Below are 17,613 nucleotides of genomic sequence, written 5' to 3'. Positions count from 1 at the left end.
ACTCGCCGACGCCTCCACCGCCGCCCCACTGCCCGGTATCTGCTCGATCGTGGTGTCGCTCACCTGGCGTCTCCTTGATCATCGGATCCGGCGACCATTGAACACTCCCGCTACGGGCTCTCTGACGCGTTCCGCTCACCGGACGGCTATCGACGGCAGATCCTCCGGGAGCAGGGTGACCAGGTCGTCCGTCGCGGGATCGGTCATCTCCACCACGCGCTGTGCGTGTCGCTCGGTCATCCGCTGGAAGACCTGACGAGCCGTGCGGCCATTGCCGAAACGGTCGTCTCGCACCAGCGACTCAAAATACTCCAGCAAGGCGCCCACAGTCTGCTCGGGCAGCTGGTACTCGTGCCTGTCGGCGTGGAACTCCACAATGCGGCTGAGCTCATCCGTCGCATAGTCGTCGAACATCAACGTGCGTGTGAACCGGGAGGCGAGGCCCGGGTTGATGTCGATGAAGCGCTCCATCTCGTCGGGATAGCCTGCGACGATGACCACCACGTTGTCGCGGTGGTCCTCCATCAGCTTCACCAGTGTGGCGATCGCCTCGCGGCCATAGTCGTTCCCCTGGGAACCGGGGTTGAGCGCGTACGCCTCGTCGATGAACAGCACGCCGCCGAGGGCCCGTTTGAAGACCGCGGTGGTCTTGGGCGCGGTGTGGCCGACGTACTCGCCGACAAGTGAACCGCGATCCGCCTCCACCAGGTGGCCGCGTGCGAGAAGCCCGACCGCGGCCAGGATGCGGCCATACAACCGAGCGACGGTGGTCTTGCCGGTACCGCTATTGCCGGCGAATACGAGGTGGCGGCTGAGCGGAGGCGCCGCGAGACCGACCTCGGTACGCTGCCGCACCATCTGCATGACCTTGACCATCGTGGCCACATCCTGTTTGACACTGTCGAGACCGATGAGCCCGTCGAGTTCGGCCAGCACGTCGGCCAGGGTCTCCACCGGACGCTGCTGTGTTCCGTTCCCGTGGGCGGTGGGCGCCGACGGCCCTCCGGCGGGCGACGGGATCATGGCGGGGGTGCCGGCAGCCCACGGGGCCGGGTCGCTGGTGAGGCCCTCTTCGGGCAGGGTACTCACCTTGACCTCGCTGACCCGGCAGCGTTCGAAGACAGGCGCCGCCCCGTCCGCGAGCTTGAGGTCCTCGTCCGTGTCGTGCACGACGCAGTCGCGAAAGAGTGGTTCGGCGCCGGTACCGGCGTAGAGCGCCGGAAATCCGGTACCGCTGATGTCACACCCTTCGAACCTGCCGGCACCGTCGTCCCCGACGTAGACGCCGTTCTTGGCACTCCGGGCGATGGTCACGCCGCGCACTCGGGGCGCCGCTCCGGCCCGGACGACCAAGCCCGTGCCCCTGGCGTCCGTGACGGAGCAGTCGGTGATCCAGGCGCTCGCGCGTTCGCGTACGAAGATCCCCGCCGCCCCCGTCTCGCTGATGGTCGTGTCCACCACCACGACGGCGGTGCCCGTGCCGATATCGATCCCGACGCCGTCGCACGAGGTGACCTCGCACCCTTCGATCAATGGGCGGTGTTCGGTGGTCAGGCTGATCCCGGTGGCGGCCTTGGTGATCTTGCATGCGCGGGCCGCCAGGTCTCCGCCGTCGACCTCGATCCCACACAGTCCCGCGTCGTCGATCGTGGTTCTCACGACGGTCAGCAGTGAGCGATCCATGGCCCGTAGACCGTGTTCCGGAGTGCCGCGCACCTCGCATCCGGTGACCGTGACGGTGCTGTTGTCACAGGCGTGGACGGCGGTGTACGCGCTGTTGGTGACGGCGCAGTCGGTGAGGGAGAGACGAGCCGTCTCCGCCGCGAAGACCCCGTTCGCCGCGGAGCGGATGAAGCCACCGCCGCGTACGTCGACGTGGCAGCTGCCGCCCACCGCGAGACCGGAACCACTGCTGTCGGTGGTGTCGCACTCCTCGATCCGCACTGTGCCGGCACCCGCGACCATCACGCCGGCGCCCCGCACGTCGCTGACATGACAGTTGATCAGGGAGGCAACGGCCTGGCCGTTGACACAGATCCCCTCAGAGGCCGTCTTGCGCACTTCGCAGTCACGTAGCGCGACCCCCAGGTTGCCCCCCGCGGAGGGTTCTTCTCCCGACGTGCCATCTGTGGCACTCCCCCGGCCGGTATCCGCGCCGGCATCGCCGGTGACGACGACGCCCGACGCCATGCTCTCCTCAATGCGGCAACCACGCAGCACCGGACAAGCGGCGCCGTCCACCGCGACAGCGGCGGCGGCGGAGTGCGACACCACGCAGTTCGAGAACGTGCCGCGGGCCGAGCCGGTGACCCGGATACCGTGGCTTCCGGAACGCGTGACCGACACCCGCTCCAGCTTGGGATCCGCGCCGTGTTCGGCGAGGATCCCCACCGCTTCCACATCACTGATGCCGGTGTTCTCCACCACGGCTCGGCTGTCGCCGGACAGATGGAGGCCGAGCTCGCCGGTATGGTGCAGTCGGCAGTCGCGGATCGTCGGAGACGCTGATCCGGTGACCTGGGTACGACCGCCGGTCATCTCGCAGTCGGCGATGACCACCGCGCCGGATGTCACGCTGACGGCCGCGGCCTTGTCGCGGGCCTCGATCACCAGGCCCTGGACCGTGCCACCGGCGCTGAGCACGGTGAGGGCCGCACCGTGGCCCGCGCCCACCACCGTGACCGTGCCGCGTCCCTTTTCGGCGACGAGGGTGATGTCACGGTCGATGACGACATTCTCCGTGTATGTGCCGGGCTGGACCGAGACCAGCGCGCCCGCCTCGGCCTCCCGAACCGCGGCGGCGATGCTGCGGAAGGTGCCCCACCCGCGGGGGGCGACGCGCAGCCCGGCGCTCACGTCGAGGTGCAGGTGAGGCGCACCTGCGCGGCGGCTACGTGGGCGTCCTGGCCGGCCCCGGTCTTGACGCCGGCGTTGACAAGCTTCACCGACACCTTGCCAGTGGTCACTTGAAAGGAGGGAGAGTCCACCCAGGAGCCCTGCTTGTCGAGCTGGTTGACGGTGAAACCCCCGGTCGGCGAGGCCTGCGGGTCGTCGAACGAGTAGCCCCGCCCGTAGTAGTAGAAGTAGGCGGGGTCCCCACCGACATACGTGCGTGAGGAGTTGGTGGGCACGTAGGTCGAAACCTGGCAAGTGGCGTCGGTGAACTTGGAGCTGAAGTCGTACGTCCACAGCGCGAACCGCTCTGGGTCGTACGCCGCCGGCTTCCCGGAGACCGGAAGCGAGATGAAGCCGCCGGTGCATGCCTCTCCCGTATATCCACCTGTGGCATCAGTGCTCCAGCCAGTCGACTGGTCCGGGTTGAGGCCGGTGTAGTACCCGTAGACGCCGAAGTCCGTGGAGCCGTCACTGCTCGCCGCGCAGCTCGGTCCGGCGATGCCCGTCCAGGTCTGGCCGGAGGGCTGCCCGCCAGCCTGGTACGGCGTCGCGTCTCCGCTCGGCGCGAGCGGCTTGACCTCGTCGGGGAGCGCGACCACTGGCCCACCCAACGCGCCGTAGATCAGGGCTCCAAGGGCCGCGGCCAGCACGACGGAGATGCTCACTGTGAGCATACGACGCCCCGTCAGGCCCCGTGGATCCTCCGGCCGGACGCTCTCGGCGAACGCGGAGTTGAATCCACGCCAGTCCTCATCGATCATGCCGAGCTCACTTCTTGATCGTCTCTATGAAATCCCGTGAGAACCCTAGCTGAATTGGCTCGCGTGCGACAAGCTTCCCCTCAGGAAATCACGGGAAATCCACTCGGCATGTGATACGTACGAGAGGCCGACGTGGTTCACGTGATTTCTTTCACCCCGCAAGTCCACAGCGTCCTGAACATGCTGTGGATACCTGCGGATACATTAAGGACGGCGAGGCGCGGCGATTTCCCAATCCCGCGTTTCCTCGACAGTCGCCCCGGGACCCCGCAGAAAAGCAGGAGTGCGATGCCCCCCATGTCGCAACTAGCCATCATCGAACAGCAGATTCTGGTCCGCCGCGGGCTGGAGAGTCTTCTCTCGAACCACCCGCAGGTGGAACTCGCGGCAGTGGCCGCCGACTCGGCAGGCTTGCGCGCGTCCAACCCTCGTGGTTACGACGTGATCGTCTACGGTGTCCCGCAGGCCGAGCGTAGGCCGTTCAGTGAGACAGTGGGCGCGCTCGCCGGCATCGGACGCGTGCTCATCCTGGCCGAGTTCACCCAGTTGCAGCCCGTCACTGACGCCCTGCGCGCCGGCGCGTTCGGGTGTGTGGGCAAACAGGCCACCGAGGAGGAACTCCTGCGCGCGGTTTCGGCCGTGGCGCAGGGCGGCGTGTACGTCTCGCCCGGCCTGGCCGATCGCATGCTGTCCGAACTGCGCCAGCCGGTCGCCGGCGCGGCCTCGCCCGCCCTCGCCCAGCGAGAGATGGAGGCGCTGCGCTGGCTTGCCACCGGCCTTACACACGGTCAGATCGCGCGCCGCATGGGCCTGACCGAGACAACGGTCAGCACCTACGTGAAACGCATCAGGAGCAAGCTCAACGTCGGCAACAAGGCCGATCTGACCCGCAAGGCGATCCAACTCGGCCTCCTCTCGGCGGAGTTCCAGTCGTCGGTGGACGCCACTGTCCCCGGTTTTCCCCCGGCCGCCTGACACCGCACCGTTGCCGCGCCCCCGGTACCCATGATCTGTCGTGGGTACCGGGGCTCACCGCGTCTCGCCGTTCTCCGCACAGTCGCGAATCGGTAGAGTGTTGTCCGTCCCCCCTCCAGCCACGGAGGTTTCGTTTTGCCGGCCTGAGGTCCCGTCGAGACGCCTCACATGTGGTGTCCCAGGGAGACCAGTGATCCGAAGGCACCGAAGGTCGCCACGGCAAGGGCGACGCCGCCTCCCGCGAGGAACGACCCGAACGCCGTGGTCCAGCGCGGCCGTTCCATCGAACGCACACCAGGTCGTCGCATCAGCCGACGGAACCCGTAGACGATCATCGCCGCGCCCAGCAGCAGTGCGTACAGCGGTGCGACCCACACGCCCCAGCCGAGATGCGCCGGTGCGAACAACAGGGAGCTGAGGAGGGCGATGGCCCCCGCCACCAGGAGCGGCACCACCTCGGCCACCAATCGAGCGGATCCAGCGCGCAGCAGAAAGGCGAATCCGAGCAGTGCCGCTTCAGCGTTGGCGCACCAGGAGTACGAGAATGCCATGACCACCACGGAGGTCGTGAAGGCGAGACAGAGCAGAGCACTCCACGTGACGAGCAGGCGGGTCGCGGCGCGCACCGCTCCCACGACGTCGTCCTCGTCGGTGTCCTGCTCGATGGCGCGCATGCCGATGCGCCGGCTCGCGAAGCCCACGGTCCGGCTGACCAGTGAAGGGATCACCGTCAGCAGAGCGAAGATCACGATCGCGGCCGCCGCCGCCGTCTCGACCGTGTCCGCACGGAGCACCGCCAGGCCTGTGCCGAGCACCGCGGTGAGGGCGGCGCCGAACAGTACCGCAGTGGTGGTGACACCTGGCGAGGCGATGAATGCCACGAAGGCACCGAACAACGTCCCCGCGGTGATCGCGGTGGCCGCCAAGCCACCCGGTGTCATGGAGCTGCTCAGCCCCAGACCGCCCAGCCCCGGCGACTGGGACAGCGCCCACGCGGCGAGTCCCAGGGTGGGCACCGCGCTCAGGCCGAGTGTCATCCGCAAGGGCGGCGGGACCGGCCAGCCGCGTTCCATGGCGACCCAGGCGAGACCAGGGAGCACCGAACCGCACAACAACGCAAGGTCCGCGAGCGCCTCGCGGTCCACCTGGTCGCGCCAGGCGAAGACCAGCAGTGCGATGACGATCCAGCCCAACCCGAGACCAAGCAGGGTGAAGGTCCTGGCGCGAGCGTCCCACGCGCGTTCCAGGGCTCCCGCAACGGCGTCGGTCACACGCTCGGCCACATCGTGGACGACAGGTTCCGCGGACTCGTGACCCACGGTGTCACGCAGGTAGAGGATCTCGCCGTCCACCACGCCCAGTTCGGAGAGCGACCACTCGGGGGCGAAAGGGCTTCCTGTCGCGGGCGCCAGGGTCCAGGCGGCCGGCATGACATCGGCCTCGTTCTGGTCGCAGAGACTGGCCAGGGTGTCGACGTAGCTGATGATCGGGGCGCCCGCGGGGACGGCCAGGTCCACCTGGCGCCGTTCCCCGACGACCGTGATGCGGCAGTGCTCATCCACGATTCCGGTCCTCGGTTCCTCGGTTCACTGGGGCGGTCGGGTCACATGTGTTGCCAGCTAGTCACGTTCGACCACTCGGCTTCGGAGTAGTTGTTCCAGTTGACGTGCATCGCCTGGGCGATCTCACCGAGAACGCCATCAGGGCCGAGCAGGCCGTTCGCCGCGTAGTTCCACTCCTGCTGGAGGCCGTAGTACCACTTGGCGGCATCACCGGTCCATGTCTCAGTGATCGGCTGCAGCTGCTTGATCAGTGTGTTGAGCTCTTCGACGATCTCCTGTGCCTTGTTGTTGATCCATGCGCCTGAGCCTGAGAGATCGCTGCCCACCATCAGATTCGCGCTGTCGACACCAGCCATGGGAAGTTCCTCGCTCTTCTTCGCGGAGCCGTCAGCCCAGGTTGGCGGCGGACAACTGAGACTGGACGTTATGGATCGTGGTGAGGTTGGCGTTCTCGGAGTCCGTGTAGTTCACGTAGTTTCCACGCAGGCCTTGCGCGATATCTGTCAGCGCGTTGTGGAGCATCTGCGCGTAGGTCTGGTACTCGACCATCATCTCCTGGAACGTGTTCTGGGCGATGCCCTGCCAGACGTTCTCCAGGTTGGTCACGTAGGTCTTCAGCTCGCCGAGCTTGCTGTCCACATCAGCGGCCGTAGTGTCGCACGAAGTGGCGGCGGTGCTGATCATCTCGGGTGTTACCTTGAAGTTGGCCAGGCCGTCAGCCATGGCACTCCTCTCACAGAGCGGGTCGTGGAGCTTCGACGTCATCGTGGCGAGTGCGGACCCTTCCCGCCAAGTCCCTCTTCCTGGGTCCCCGTTCGGAGCAGGACGTCCTCGATGCGTACCGCTGCCGGAGCGGTATACCGGCGCCCGAGCGCGGAGGAGGCCAGGGCTCAGCACCGGTCGCGCGCCGCGACGTCACGACGTGCCCGGTGCCCGGATCACGGGCCTTGCCCGACCGGTCCCGCGCACCGCTCCGGCCAATCGGCATCGCCGGACGTCGCAAGCGACTTGAGCGACTCGTCCAGCCGCAGTTGCGCCGCATGGTCCGCCTCGTCCAGCTCGACCGGGCCTTCCTGCGCCGAGCGCGCGATGGACACCGCGCCGTGCGGGGGCAGTTCACGCAGCAGCACGACCGGCGAGACACCCGCCCTGCGGACTTCCAGGACGCGGAAAGGCGTGTCCGGGGCGAACAGCACCTCGTCGTCCGCCCCCGGGAAGGCCCGCCGCAGTCGGCGCCCCGTGACTGACCAGACGGCGTAGCGCGGCCCCCTGGGCAGCGCCGTGGGCTTTCCCGGCCCGAGCACGATTCCGCTCACCGGTGCGGGGTCCTGAAGCAGGCCGCCGACCTCCAGGGTGTCCACCACCGCCGGACCCGGGCCGGCACCACGCAGGACAATCCCACGGTAAGCAGGCACCAGGCGCAGGCTCGACACGAGACAGGCCGCGTAGGGGTACAGGCTGTCGTCACCGGCGCGCAGCGCGCGAGCGAGGTGGGCATGGGAAAGCGCTGCCTCTTCGGAGTCGGCGTCCAGATACAAGCCAAGGGCGGTCAGGTCGGCTGCCGCCGCCTCACGTCCCGCTTCACCCAGCAGACCGAGACGGGAGACGGCTTGGTCGATGTTGTCCGTGTGCGCCGAGCCGGCCGGGCCGACCAGGACGCGCAGCGCGCTGCGGTCGGTGTAAGTGCTGCGGTACCCGAGGCGCGGGACGCGGGCGGCGGCAGCGCGCGCCGCCTCCGGCACCGCGGGAGCCCGCTCCGGCGTCCGGCCGATGACGGGCCCCCCGGGGGCACCCAATGGTTCCGCCTCGGGCCGCGGTTCCGTCCGGGCGCGCTGCCGGCTCAGGTGGTTCCAGGCCTCTTCGAGGTCGGGGCCGCACGCCGGTCGGGGAACCTCCTCCAGCGCCGGACGGGGAGGCGCGGCCGGGCGGCCGCCGCTCAGGTGGTCCCAGGCGCCTTCCAGATTGACGTCCACCGCCCAGGCAGGGCGGAGCGCGCCGGTCAACTCGGTCCGGGGCACGGGTGAGCGGTGTTCGGCCCAGGTGACGTCGGCACCCCCAGGCGGCTCGGGGCGGGTCATCGGGCGGGCCGGGCCACGGGAGAGCGGTAGGGAACCGACGTCCGGCGGGAGGTACGGGGCGCCCACCGCGGAGCGGTCCCACAGCCTCGGCAGGCCGAACCGGTCGGCGAGGCGTCGCAGACCGGCACCGCGGTCGACCGGAGTTCCGTGCACGTGCACCATGACCTGCTCGCGCACCTCGGGATCGATGTCCCCCAGGACGCGTGACAGCGCGGTCCACACCGTTTCAGCCAACGGTACGCCGGGCACGCCGACCTCGATCACCGGTCCGCGGTCGCTCACCTGCCGGAAGGCATCAGCCCGCAACGCGGTGCGCGCGTCGGACACCCGCAACCCTGATCGAGTGACCTCGACCCGGTACCCGCCGACCGTGCCTAGCATCCCGTCGCCGGTGGCCGCCGCACCCCGCAGCGGGGGTGTCCAGCGCACCAGGCGCGGTTCCGGCAAAGGCTCGCCCACCGTCGACGGCTGGCACGCGACAGCGTCTACGAAGGGAACCCATCCCGGGGAACCGTCCGCCCGGATCAGCACCGACCGTGCGGCGTCGCGCCCGGTGGCGGCGATGCCGATAATCAGCGGCAGGCCCGTGCTCACCTCGATCTCGGTGTCCAGGGCGTCTGCGACACCTTGGGCGAGTGGGAGCACGTCGTGCGGCCCGCCCGGTGCGAGCCGGATGGGGAACGCCGCCAGCTGCGGTGCTGCACGCAGGAGGGAGAGCAGGTCGGGAACCGGCACTGGGCTGGTCCCCGGCAAGACCACGATGGTCGGTCGCTCCGGGTCGACGGGCACAGCGTGATAGATGTCGTCGGACCGTACCGCGTGAGACGCCTCAGGCCGCAGCACCAGGCCGGCGGGGATGTGATGCACGGTGCACCCGCCAGCGGTGCGTGGTGGCACGCCCTCCACCGCTGCCTGCCAAGCTGGGGCGGGGCAGCGGGCTCCGCCCACCGTTGCGGCCCGGGTCCCGGGAAGGAACCGGTGCCACGCACCAGGCCCACCGGCGGGCCCCACCACGTACAGCGAACCCCCAGGCACGACGAACGCCGCGCCGTCAGGCGCCTCGACCGGAAGTTTCCAGGCGTCGGCGACCCACCGCGCTGTGGCCGGGCGGCCCGGCCGCTCGTCACCGGCACCGGTCACCGCCAGTCGCACGCCGACCGCCCCAGCCGATTTCAATTCGTCGAGCACCTCGGCCAACCGGCTCCAGAAGTCCGACGAGCCCACCGCGTGGGAATCAGCGAACACCGTGGTGACGCCATCGTGCAGGCTCAGTGCACGGGTCAGGTCGGCGAGGTCCGTCGGGCCGAGTGCCGCGCCGGACTGGCCACGCAGGACGATCAGGGCCTCATGACGCTCGATCAGGACCTCAACGTGATGTCGCGGTCGGCCTGTCCGGTCGGTCATGGCGTTCCCTGCCCCTCCCGTACGGCGTGGGCGACGCGCAGTCGACGGTTCCACGTGTGCCAGGCCAGAGCGTCCGGCGGCCACACCCTGCGCGGGAAGGCGGACAGTCCTCCATGCCCAGGGCCGCCCGTAACGGATCCGCGTACACGGCACCCGTACCGCATCAGGATTCGGCCCCTGGAGGACGCGGCGCGGAGAAGCTGGGCGCCACGCGCGTTTCCACGGCCGACAAGCCGCGGATCCGGGAGACGGGCGCACCTGCGCCGACCAACCGCGGCGTCTCCACCGCGGGTAGCGTGCCGACGGTGGCCCCATCCGGTTCGCTCATCTGCCGGGCCTCGGCCGACACTGTCGGCGTGGCCATCGTGGCGTCGAACGGCGGGTCCTGGCCCTCCAGCATGTGGCCGGCGACCCGTGGTTCGAGGCCCGAGGGTGGCAGCGACTCGGTCAGGCGGAGCTGGTATTGCTCCGCCGCCCACAGCAACCGGCCGCCCGGGCCAGGAAAGTGGCGGCGCAACTCGATGACGTTCGGTCCCATCCGGTGTGCCTGGGCGATGTCCCGGACGGCGCGCCAGCAGGCGTCCGCGTTGGACGCGGCTTGCTCCGCCTCCAGTTCGTCGGAGCGCGGGACGTTCGGGAGGGCGAGGGCCACGTTGCGGTACAGGTCCGCCGCGAGCGCCTCGTAGCCCGCCAGCCGGGATACGTGGGCTCGTACCTGGCGCACCCGCAGCGTGGTGAGGGATGCCTCGCCGTGCAGGGCGAACGCCTCACGCTCCAAGGCCGCCGCCAGTTCGATGGCCTCCTCGTACTGGGCGGTATTGGCCAGTTGGGCGATGCGGCCGATGGCGTCGCGATAGCGGTCAAGGTCTCCTTCGGGTGCCGCGGGCACGGACAGCGCGGCGGAAGTATCGCCGACCTCCTCCGGTCCCAGCAGCCGCACCTGGCATTCCACCGCCAGACGGCGCAGCCGACGGGCCTCGACGGCGGACCTGGGCGGTGAGAACAGTGCCACGTAGGGGTGCAGTTCGGAGCCGAGCTTGTCGATGAGGCCGGCCAGAGCACGGCAGAACGCCTCGTCGACGACGGCACCGGCCGATCCGTCGATCTCGACGAGGAACCGGTCGGCGCGAACCTGCCGATCCGACGATGGTGCGCCGACGCCGGCCGGCAAGAGCGCCATGCCTGCGCGGGTGAGATGGGCATGCCAGGATCGGGTGAGGCCGACGACGCCGTCGGCGCCGGCGCCGGGCAGACCAGTTCGCCGGGACAGGATGCGCGGAGGTTCGGCCGCGGACCTCGAGCTGGCGGGCGCGCAAACCACCGCCTCGATGAACGGGCGCCAGGTGGGCATGCCGTCGGCATCGAAAAGGATCGGCCGCGCGGCGTCCGCGTCCGAGCTGTCCTCGACATCGAGGACCGGCAGCCCGGTCAGCACTTCGACCTCGGTGCCGAGTGTGTCGGCCACGACCTGCGCGGTAGGCAATAGATCGACGGGGCAGCCCGGGGCGAAGCGGGCGGTAGCTCGTACAGGGGCGGGCAGCGCGGTGAACAGCGCGGCGAGGTCGTCCGTGCCGACCGGTCCGCTTCCGCCTGGCCCTTGGGCGCCCACAAGCACCAGAGGCCGGGCCGAGTCGACCGGAACGGCGTATCCCAGGCTTCCGGGCTGCGGGGGCTGGGAGCCGGGGGCGCGGATCAGGACGCCGGCGGGGACTTGGTCGACGGCGCAGCCGTGCTCGGTGCGCAGGGGCAGCTGGAGGACCGCGTCCTGCCAGCGGGGCGCGGGACTGCGCGGTCCCAACCGGACAGGCTCGGCGCCGGCACGGAACAGTCGCCAGCCGCCCGGAGCGTGACCACGGCCCAGATCGAACAGCGAACCACCAGGCACGATCATCGGCGATCCTTCGGGGGCCAGAACGCCGAACTCCCAAGCGTCGGCTATACGTTGGGCCAACGCGGGCTGATCCGGGAAGAGAGCGCCAGCACCCGGCACGGCCAGCCGGACGGTCGTGGTGCCCTCCTCCTTCAGCGCGTCCAGCAGGTCACCGAGCCGCGTCCACAGCTCCGGCGGCATGAGACCCTCGGTGCCCACCACGATGGTGGCCATGCCGTGCGCGGTCTCCGCGGCGGTCAGCGAGCGGGAAAGATCGGCGATCGCCTCCGGCCCTGGCAGCGCGGCGGCGGAGGGGCGCAGCAGTGCCACCCCGTCGTACTCATCGACAAGTGTGTCCTGAGTCCGGGTGACGGCAGCCCCTCCGCCGAACCGCCCCCTGGTTCGGTGTGACCAACGGGTGAACAGGGTGCCCCAGGCCGTCATCAGTTGCTCCTTTCGCGCCCGCTGCGGGGTACAGGGCCCAAACGGGTATACGGCCCTGGCCGTCGCTCGGTTCACCTCAGGAGCCGTCCGCCCTGGACGTGGTTATCACTGATGGAGGACATTCGAAAACGGCGCGCGGGGCGCCGAGACGATTCCCACAACCAGCGCCCCGACCTGACCGCTGCCTCGACTCGGTGATAGGGATGCCCTTCCGGAATCGCCACGGACCGGCGGGGTGTCTTGCGTTCCGGTCCGTCCAACGAGGAGGCGCGATGAAGCTTTTGCTGTACCTCACGGTCGTGCTGGGCCCACTGCTGTGGGTGGCGGGGGCGTTCGAGGTCCGTCGGCAACGGCGCCTGGGACGGCACGGAGTCCGCACCACCGGCACGGTGGTGCGTTATGACCGCCGTTCGACGGACGAGGGCGGCCACGTCCACTACGCGGTCGTGGTCTTCACCGACACGACGGGCCATCAGCACGAGTGCCGCAGCGCGTCTTCGGGGCGGCGCAAGTGGCCGATCGGTCGATCGGTGCCCGTGGTGTACCTTCCGAAGGCACCGCACCAGGCCTCCATCGACCTGCGCTCCCAGCGGGTGAGCGGGGCGCTCGTGGCCTTCCTGGCAGGCTCGGGCCTCTTCGCGGTGGGCCTCTTCGAACTGCTCCGAGGCTGACCCGAGGCCGCGGACCCGCCCAGAAGGGTGCGCCGCGTAGGCCGCCCGCGCAGTGGTGACGAGTTGAATTCGCGGCCGACTCCGTGCCCCACGGGACGGGAGCAGCGCGTCGTCCCAGGCCGGAAGGGAATGCGTCCATGCCTGCTGCGACTCATGAATTCCAGGTCAGGGTAAGCCAGTTGCACATGATCATCTACTCGAACAAGGACATCTTTCCCGCGCCTAGCTGATACCCAACACCTCCGAGGCACTGGATAACAGGACGTGCCGCGTTCCAGGCGCACTCTGGAGCTCGACCCGGGCCACGCTCCCGTTATGAGTCTCAACACCGCGTTGGGACGACCACTGGGACACGGCAGTCGTCGATCTGGGCGACCCGCGGCACTCGTCCGCGACTTGGCGCCGCCGGCGGAGGACATCAGGCCCGCCGCTGGCGGAGGGCATCCTGCCTCCGCCCCATCCAGCTTCACCAAGCGGGTGGGCGACCGTGCACGTATCGTCGCAACGCCCCAGACCGCGACCACCGAGCCGCGCCATCGGCGGGCTCCGGCACGGCCCTGGATGAACCCCGCCGCACCGGGGCGCGTACCTCACCAGGACCACGGCGACGCACAGGAGCAGAGGGAGGACAGGAGTGACTGCATCACGCCAGGACGGCCCGGGCCCCGAGGGGTCGGCGAGGCCAGTGATCCGCAAAGCCGTCGCCATGCCCGATGTACCACTCGTGCCGGAGTGTACCCTCGCTCCCTCCCCCGAACTCACCTCCGAGGCCAAGGGGCCGACCACCGCCCGGATGCCAGAAGCCGCACGGCAGATGGAAGCGATCGACCAGAGCCCGGCGCCGCAGGAAGACTGGCCCACGCTCGAGGGACCGGCGGCGTCACCCCGGCCCGCACCCCGCTCACCACTGCGCGTCCCGCTTCTGGCCGCCGTGGCGGTCACCGGATCGGCACTGGTCGGAGGCCTGTTCCTGATCACGGACAGCGGGCCGCACCATCACACACGAGCAATCTCCGACACACCGGGCGCGTCCGCGGACGTCAGCGACGGACACACGCCGAGCCCTCGCATGTCGGCCCGCTCCCTGTCCCCGTCGTCCACACAGTCGCCGACTCACAGGGCGGTCGCGGCACGTCCCTCCGCGACCGGAGATCTGTCGTCCTCCGGTCAAGCTGCCGCGGGCGCGAACACTGGACCGGCGCCCGTCGGTGCTTGGTCACTCGACGCCGTCTGGGGCCCGGCGGACAGCACGGGGCGCCTCAGCGGACAAGCGTCACATGTGGCGTTCTCGGTCGGCCAGGGCGGCTCCTTCAACGGAAAGGACAGCGTGGTCACCGCTTCCGGCCCGGACATCGCCACCGGTCCCGGCTCCAGTTTCACCGTCTCCGCCTGGGTGTCCCTGTCCAGCACGCATGCCTTCGCCACGGCCGTCAGCCAGGACGCGTCGGTGAACAGCGGGTTCTATCTGCAGTACTCCGTCGTCGACCAGCGTTGGGCGTTCTCCAGGGTGGCAAGTGACTCCTCCGACCCGGCCAGCAGCAGGGCGCTCTCCATCGGCCGGCCGGTACTCAACCGCTGGACGCACTTGGTCGGTGTGTACGACGCCGCCGCGAAGCGCTTGTCGTTGTACGTCGACGGGCGGCTGGAGGGCGAAGCAGTCGACGCCACGCCGTACGCCTCCGGAGGCGACTTCGTCATTGGCCGGGCGCAGTACGGCGGTCGGCCCGCGGACTGGTTTCCGGGCCGGATCAAGGAGGTGGAGGTGTTCGGCAGGGCGTTGAGCGCTTCGGACGTCCTCCGGCTGTGAGCGGGGGTCCGCTGCGGCGGCGCGCCGCCGCAGCGGTCGGTGAACGCGGCGTGGAAACCTGGTCGTCGAGGGCGCCCGGGCCCTCGTCGGCGCGCCCGGCTGTCAAGCGGAGTCCATCGTAGGGTCGGGCACCGTCGCTTCCGGCCGAGCCCCATCCCGCCCGAGTGAAGCGGGCCTCACGGACCGGCGCGCGAGCCCATGACACCCCACCGCCTCGGCCGCCCTCCTATTCTGCAAGGAACGGTTTCCCGGCATGCCCCGTTCAGCGAGGGCTTGCCGCTCCACGGCGGCGCCGGAGACACAGCCTGCCACGGGCCAGGTGCATCCCGTCGAGCTCGGCCGTCAGGAACGGGAGGTGAAGCGACACCACACAGTGACGTGGCGCTGAGTGCGTTGCGTTCCGCACCTGTCGACGAGGGCGGACGTGATCTGCAAGCCCCGCCCGCCGGTGGCGAAGTCGTCGCCGGACTCTGGCAGAAGTCCGCCACCGGGCTTCGAGACAGGCACGGGAATCTCCGCACGGTCGCCTGCCGACACACTGTTCCGAACTTCCAGCCACACCTGCGTACCAGGCAGGGCCTCGTCGCAGTCGAGGGTCACCAGCACTGGTCCGTGGCCGTGCACTACCGCGTTCGTGACCAGTTCCGATGCCACCAGCCGTACGTCATCGACGAACCGGTCCAGACCCCAGTCCGACAGAACCTCACAGACATGGCGCCGGACCAATCGGGGGGCGCTCTTGTCATTGGTCAACTGCCGGTACCACCTCCTCGGCATTGCCCGAGGAGCCGGAAGCGGGTTCTCCGGAAGGCGGTTGCCACGCCGCGGCGGAACTGAGCTGAAGAACTGGGAACTCACGGCGCAACACTCCAGGTCGACCTGTCGGATGAGTCTTGGCCCGACGCGAGGCATTTGCCGTGTATTACGCAGAGTACGGGAGACGGGTTCAGCTAGGTTCTGTCTCTTCGGTCAGCGTCGGATCCAGATGAGGATGGCGGCGAGGTGGAGTGCGGCCTGGTAGGCGATGGCGAGTTTGTCGGTTCGTGTGGCCAGGCCGCGCCACTGCTTGAGGCGGTTGATGCACCGTTCGACGGTGTTGCGCTGTTAGTAGGCATCGCGGTCGAAGCCGGGTGGGCGGCCGCCTTGGCGGCCTCACCGCAGGCGGTGGCCGATCTGGTCGGAGGGCTGCGGGATAACCGCGCGGATTCCCCGGCGTCGCAGGTGGCTGCGGATGGCGCGGGAGGAGTAGGCCCGGTCGGCCAGCACGACGAAGGGCCGGGTCCGCGGCCTGCCCGGGCCTCTACGGCGCACGCGGATGCGGGGCATCACCGTCTCGAAGGCGGGAGCGTCACCGGCTTGGCCCGCGGTGACGGTGAAGGCCACAGGCCGTGCGCCGCCGTCGGCGGCCAGGTGCACCTTCGTGCTCAGGCCGCCGCGGGAGCGTCCGAGTGCGTGATCGGCGGGCTCGCCGGGGCGGGTCGCCCCTTTTTACGTGCTCCGGCGGCGTGCTGGTGGGCCCGGACGACCATGGAGTCCACCGATACTGTCCAGTCGATGTCGTCGTCGGCGTCCGCTGCTGCCAGGACGGCGGCGAGGGTCTTCTCCCAGGTGCCGTCGATAGCCCATCTGATCAACCGTTTGTGGGCGGTCTGGAACGGGCCGAGTTCGTCAGGCAGGTCCCGCCAGGGCGAGTTGGTGCGGTACTTCCACGCGATGGCCTCAAGGGTGCGGCGATGGTCGGCCCACCGCCGCCCGCGGACCGGATCGGTCGGCATCAGCGGCTCGATCCGCTCCCACATCGCATCAGTGATCACTAATCGGACAGGCACATCCGATCAACTGACCAACCCATCAAAGAGACACGCTCTAGCTGTATTGGTCACGAGCGTTGTTGACACTCGTGGGACTTGATCATGGCGAAGACCTCCGGTGTGGTGGAGGTGTCTAGGCTTCACCGCACAACGGAGGTCTTCGTGTCCCACCGTAATGCCCGGCTGACCGTTCATGGCAGGCGGCTGCTCGTGGATCGTGTCCGTTCCGGCCGCCCGGTCGTGCATGTCGCGGCCGAGATGGGGATATCCCGGGCAACGGCTCACAAGTGGATCCGGCGTTGGCGGACCGAGGGTGAGGCAGGGCTGCACGACCGGTCCAGCCGTCCCCGCACGACACCCCACCGGACTGCGTCAGCGATGGAGGCCCGGGTCTGCCGGCTGCGGACGGACCGCAAGCTGGGACCGGCCAGGATCGGTCCGATCCTGGGCATGCCCGCCTCGACCGTGCACCGGGTCCTGACCCGCCACCGGCTGAACCGCCTGGCCTGGCTCGACCGCCCGACCGGCGTCGCGATCCGCCGCTACGAGCGTGACCGCCCCGGCGAACTCATCCACGTCGACGTGAAGAAGCTGGGCGGATTCCCGACGGCGGCGGTCACAAGGTCCTGGGCCGACAGGCCGGCCGGGCCACCCGCAGCAACATGGGCTTCGACTACGTTCACTCCGCCGTCGACGACCACTCCCGCCTGGCCTACAGCGAGATCCACAGCGATGAGAAGGTCGTGACCTGCACAGGCTTCCTCGCCCGTGCGGCCGCGTTCTTCCACGCCCACGGCATCACCCGCATCGAACGGGTCCTGACCGACAACGCATGGGCCTACCGCAAGGGCCTGGCCTGGAAACCCGCCCTGGCCGACCTCGGCGCGACGGGCAAGTTGACCCGGGCCTACCGGCCACAGACCAACGGCAAGGTCGAACGGTTCAACCGCGCCCTTCACGACGAATGGGCCTATCTGCGGCCCTACACCTCGAACACCGAGCGCTCCCAGGCCCTGGCAGACTTCCTCCACACCTACAACCACCACCGCTGCCACACCGCACTCAACGGACACCCGCCCATCAGCCGGGTCAACAACGCTGCGGGTCAATACAGCTGGCCCGCGGTCACCGCGGCATGACGGCACACCGGCTCACTGTTTCGCCACCGGCGTGCGCCCTCCATGTCGGTGCCACGACGTGCGAGGATCCGCCGTCGACGGACGGCGACACAGCCAAGTGATGACACCACGACCCTCGGCCGGAGCCGCGAAGATCGGACACAGGACCATCAGATAGACGAGGAAGGGCGACGCGGACGAAGGACCACGAACCAGC

The 17,613-nt window shown here is 69.4% G+C and carries 11 protein-coding genes and 2 pseudogenes; 4 read left to right on the top strand and 9 right to left on the bottom strand.

Annotated elements, in window-relative coordinates; translation table 11 throughout:
* Window positions 1–135 precede the first annotated feature (135 nt).
* Window positions 136–2,856 carry a right-handed parallel beta-helix repeat-containing protein gene (locus K7472_RS19215; protein ID WP_222979725.1) on the bottom strand — a complete coding sequence of 907 codons (2,721 nt, stop codon included), beginning with the start codon at window positions 2,854–2,856 and terminating at the stop codon, window positions 136–138.
* Window positions 2,853–3,656, bottom strand: coding sequence for a hypothetical protein (locus K7472_RS19210; RefSeq protein ID WP_222979724.1), 804 nt, complete (start codon window positions 3,654–3,656; stop codon window positions 2,853–2,855). Before K7472_RS19210 ends, K7472_RS19215 begins: the two co-directional genes overlap by 4 nt.
* A gap of 297 nt (window positions 3,657–3,953) precedes the next feature.
* On the opposite strand from K7472_RS19210, the gene K7472_RS19205 reads away from it, so the two are divergent.
* Window positions 3,954–4,631: a response regulator transcription factor gene (locus tag K7472_RS19205; protein ID WP_252395889.1), complete on the top strand. Its 678-nt coding sequence runs from the start codon at window positions 3,954–3,956 to the stop codon at window positions 4,629–4,631.
* A gap of 164 nt (window positions 4,632–4,795) precedes the next feature.
* Here K7472_RS19205 and K7472_RS19200 read toward each other — a convergent pair whose 3' ends face one another.
* The 5 genes from K7472_RS19200 to K7472_RS19180 all read right to left on the bottom strand — a co-directional run bounded on the left by K7472_RS19200 (window position 4,796) and on the right by K7472_RS19180 (window position 11,875).
* On the bottom strand, window positions 4,796–6,193 hold the full coding sequence (locus K7472_RS19200) for an EsaB/YukD family protein (protein ID WP_222979722.1): 1,398 nt from the start codon (window positions 6,191–6,193) through the stop codon (window positions 4,796–4,798).
* A gap of 41 nt (window positions 6,194–6,234) precedes the next feature.
* On the bottom strand, window positions 6,235–6,549 hold the full coding sequence (locus K7472_RS19195) for a WXG100 family type VII secretion target (protein ID WP_222979721.1): 315 nt from the start codon (window positions 6,547–6,549) through the stop codon (window positions 6,235–6,237).
* Window positions 6,550–6,580: 31 nt separating this feature from the next.
* The gene (locus K7472_RS19190) at window positions 6,581–6,916 is read right to left on the bottom strand and encodes a WXG100 family type VII secretion target (protein WP_222979719.1); all 336 of its coding nucleotides are present in this window, start codon (window positions 6,914–6,916) and stop codon (window positions 6,581–6,583) included.
* 215 nt (window positions 6,917–7,131) lie between these two features.
* Window positions 7,132–9,675 carry a hypothetical protein gene (locus K7472_RS19185; RefSeq protein WP_222979716.1) on the bottom strand — a complete coding sequence of 848 codons (2,544 nt, stop codon included), beginning with the start codon at window positions 9,673–9,675 and terminating at the stop codon, window positions 7,132–7,134.
* A gap of 163 nt (window positions 9,676–9,838) precedes the next feature.
* The gene (locus tag K7472_RS19180) at window positions 9,839–11,875 is read right to left on the bottom strand and encodes a hypothetical protein (protein WP_222979714.1); all 2,037 of its coding nucleotides are present in this window, start codon (window positions 11,873–11,875) and stop codon (window positions 9,839–9,841) included.
* A gap of 386 nt (window positions 11,876–12,261) precedes the next feature.
* Between K7472_RS19180 and K7472_RS19175 the strand changes: the two genes are divergently transcribed.
* Both K7472_RS19175 and K7472_RS19170 read left to right on the top strand, forming a co-directional pair.
* Window positions 12,262–12,660, top strand: coding sequence for a DUF3592 domain-containing protein (locus K7472_RS19175; RefSeq protein WP_222979713.1), 399 nt, complete (start codon window positions 12,262–12,264; stop codon window positions 12,658–12,660).
* Between the two features lie 1,279 nt (window positions 12,661–13,939).
* Window positions 13,940–14,467 (top strand): LamG domain-containing protein, encoded by a 528-nt coding sequence (locus K7472_RS19170; protein ID WP_222979711.1) that lies wholly within the window; start codon window positions 13,940–13,942, stop codon window positions 14,465–14,467.
* A 342-nt stretch (window positions 14,468–14,809) separates the two neighbouring features.
* Here K7472_RS19170 and K7472_RS19165 read toward each other — a convergent pair whose 3' ends face one another.
* Both K7472_RS19165 and K7472_RS19160 read right to left on the bottom strand, forming a co-directional pair.
* On the bottom strand, window positions 14,810–15,220 hold the full coding sequence (locus tag K7472_RS19165; protein ID WP_222979710.1) for an ATP-binding protein: 411 nt from the start codon (window positions 15,218–15,220) through the stop codon (window positions 14,810–14,812).
* A gap of 216 nt (window positions 15,221–15,436) precedes the next feature.
* A pseudogene (locus K7472_RS19160) lies at window positions 15,437–16,266 on the bottom strand (IS5 family transposase).
* A 174-nt stretch (window positions 16,267–16,440) separates the two neighbouring features.
* Between K7472_RS19160 and K7472_RS19155 the strand changes: the two are divergent.
* A pseudogene (locus tag K7472_RS19155) lies at window positions 16,441–17,417 on the top strand (IS481 family transposase).
* Window positions 17,418–17,613 lie beyond the last annotated feature (196 nt).

Source organism: Streptantibioticus parmotrematis (genome assembly GCF_019890615.1).
GTDB classification, from domain to species: domain Bacteria; phylum Actinomycetota; class Actinomycetes; order Streptomycetales; family Streptomycetaceae; genus Streptantibioticus_D; species Streptantibioticus_D parmotrematis.
Note: the sequence above shows the minus strand (reverse complement) of the source record. Positions and strands in the feature narration are given on the sequence as shown.